Source organism: Roseivirga sp. UBA838, assembly GCF_002296035.1.
Classification (GTDB): Bacteria; Bacteroidota; Bacteroidia; order Cytophagales; family Cyclobacteriaceae; genus Roseivirga; species Roseivirga thermotolerans.
Map to the genome: position 1 here is coordinate 1 of NZ_DBHC01000024.1, position 2,654 is coordinate 2,654.

The window sequence follows — 2,654 nt, forward strand, 5'->3', positions numbered from 1 at the left end:
CTCTGTTGAGATACCGGATAAAACAGGCCTTTTTGAGAGTTTAAGACCTGTTTTTCCGGCATAACGTTCTTTTCTTACATCGAACTCAGGTTAAAATAGAATATTAGTTAATTCACCTCCGCCCAGTAGACACCTCTCCCGATTACTATCGAGAGTTAGAAGACATCCATGCTATCCGAAACTGCATTATTTTCTCCATCCTGAGCTTGTCGAAGGATCTGCACAACTAGAATCTTTGGCCAATCCCTCGGCTTCGATCGGGATAAAAAAACCGGATCATACCGAATTCTCCTCCTTACAAAGAGGGATTAGAGGTGATTCATCACCTCCTTCAACACTGAAACTATTTGAGTTTGCTCTTGGAAATTGATGGAAGCAAAACCCATTCGTATTCCATTATTAGCCGTATGATTGAAGTTATAAGTTTGATAATCAGGAATGTTTAACCCTTTCTGCCTGCAGGCTTCCGCAATGTCTATCCAGCTCATGTCCTCCCGAAGTTCAACCCACACGGCAAGTCCTCCCTCCGGTACTTTGAAGCGTACAAATTCACTCAACTCAGTTTTCAGCAATTGGCAAAAGTGATCTCTGCGATCCCTGTAGATTTTCAGAGCCTTTTTGGTATGCCTTTGGTAGTCGCCCTGACGAATCATTAGCGCTATGGATCTTTCTAAAATAGCATCACCTTGCCTATCAATAATTCTTCTGAGGTGTGCTACTTCATCGATAAAATCTTTGGGAGCCACCAAGTAACCAACACGGTAAGCCGGTGCCACAATTTTGCAAATGGCACCCATGTAAATTACCTGCCCCGAACGATCGGCACTGGCCAGAGGAAGCAAAGGGGCATTTCGATAGTGAAAATCATAATCGTAGTCATCTTCCAAAATGGCAAAACCATATTCTTCAGCCAATTGGAGGAGCTCTATTCTCCTTTCCACACTAAGGGTTACAGTAGTGGGGTGATGGTGATGTGAGGTTACGTACACGGCAGTTACTTTTTCCTGCCCACAGAGTTTTCGAAGCTCAGAGGTACTAATTCCTTTATGATCTACAGAAACTGTTTTGACCTTCGCCCCTGCTTCCAGCATGGTAAGATTGGCTGCAATGTAGTTGGTCTCGCCTACCACGGCCAGTTCTTTGTTCTTAAAAAGTAGCTGTGAGGCCAGATATGTCCCCATTTGGCTACCTCTCACAATCATTATGTTGTCTTTTTCCACGGCCATCCCTCTGGTTTCCTGAAGAAACCCGGCCAGTGTTTCGCGCAATAAAGCATCGCCATACACCGAGCCGTAGCTTAAATGACGGCTGTTATACGACCGGGCAACAAAGCTTCTATAATGTTTAATGATATCATTGACCGGGGCAATTCGCACATCCGGAATACCTTCATCCAGAGTCAGACCCTGAGGTATATCGGGCAAAACCCTTTTCAAATGAGCTTTGGTATAGAAAGTAAAACCGGAGTGTTTTATACTTCTTCCTTCCGAAACTTCACTTAGTTTATTGGGCAGTACGTTCGGTAAACTTTCGCTCACAAAAGTACCCTGTGATGGCCGTACATCAATCCACCCCTGGCTGAATAGCTCTTCATAGGCAGCGACCACCGTTTTGCGGTGTACTGCAAAACTCTGGGCCATAGCCCTGGTTCCCGGCAACCTGCTACCGGGGCGCAATACACCAGCCTTAATCTGTTGAATAAGTCCATTACTAATCTGGAGGTAGACTGGTAACTCAGTGTCCCGATCGATATTGATTAAATGAGGAAGTGCCACCATAGCCGGACTACTCATATATTAAAAACCGGATTACATAAGTAGTCCGATAAATGTAGACATTTAGCTGAACAAAACTCAGGTCATGTCAGAATTCAGTAAAAACCCTTTGAACAAAGTGGTTCGAGGGTCGAAACGAGCCCAGTACAACAAAGAACTCATTTACAACATTTTAGACTCTCACTTCATTTGTCAGATCCCCTATGTGTTTGAGGAAACTGCTATAGTAATTCCAACCGCTTATGGGCGAAAAGGAAATACTATACTTATCCACGGTTCGCTTAAAAACCGCATGATGCTCTCTTTATTAAACCAAGAAAAAGTAAGCCTCAATGTTACTCATCTGGACGGCATCGTGCTGGCCAGATCGGTCTTTCACCATTCGGTAAATTATCGATCGGTGAATGTTTTTGGAAAGGCCAGGTTGATTGAAGAAGATGCCGAAAAGATGGAGGCCTTGGAAATCATTACGGAAAACATTATTCCGGGCCGATGGAACGAAGCAAGAATACCTAATCAAAAAGAACTCAATGGTACGCTAGTTATGGCCATAGATATTGAAGATGCTTCTGCAAAGGTCAGGGAAGTTGAAGCAGCTGATGACTCTGCAGACTATGACCTGGATGTTTGGGCGGGCGTATTAGAGCTTGAGGTGCAATCAAGAAGGCTCGTTCCTAACTCAGACTGTAAACCCGGACTACCAGAGCCGCAATCGGCCAAGAATTTTAGGTTCTCCAATAACCCGGTGAAACAACCATAAAGCTGAAAAAATAGCTTGCGAAGAACATTCGAACGGGAAAATTGTGAGGGGATTGATGATAGGGTTGACGAGGTAAATTAACCTGAGTTCGATGTACGAAAAGAACGTCATGCCGGAAA

The 2,654-nt window shown here is 44.1% G+C and carries 2 protein-coding genes; one reads left to right on the plus strand and one right to left on the minus strand.

The window, feature by feature from the left end; translation table 11 throughout:
- Positions 1 to 308: 308 nt before the first annotated feature.
- Positions 309 to 1,793: a PLP-dependent aminotransferase family protein gene (locus tag B3O12_RS09025; RefSeq protein WP_286756047.1), complete on the minus strand. Its 1,485-nt coding sequence runs from the start codon at positions 1,791 to 1,793 to the stop codon at positions 309 to 311.
- A gap of 67 nt (positions 1,794 to 1,860) precedes the next feature.
- Between B3O12_RS09025 and B3O12_RS09030 the strand changes: the two genes are divergently transcribed.
- Positions 1,861 to 2,535, plus strand: a complete 675-nt coding sequence (locus tag B3O12_RS09030) for a pyridoxamine 5'-phosphate oxidase family protein (protein WP_286756049.1) — start codon at positions 1,861 to 1,863, stop codon at positions 2,533 to 2,535.
- The last annotated feature ends 119 nt before the right edge of the window (positions 2,536 to 2,654 follow it).

Coding starts and splice junctions, on each gene's coding strand:
- B3O12_RS09030 (WP_286756049.1), top strand. CDS start 1,861: ATGTCAGAATTCAGTAAAAACCCTTTGAACAAAGTGGTTCGAGGGTCG.
- B3O12_RS09025 (WP_286756047.1), bottom strand. CDS start 1,793: ATGAGTAGTCCGGCTATGGTGGCACTTCCTCATTTAATCAATATCGAT.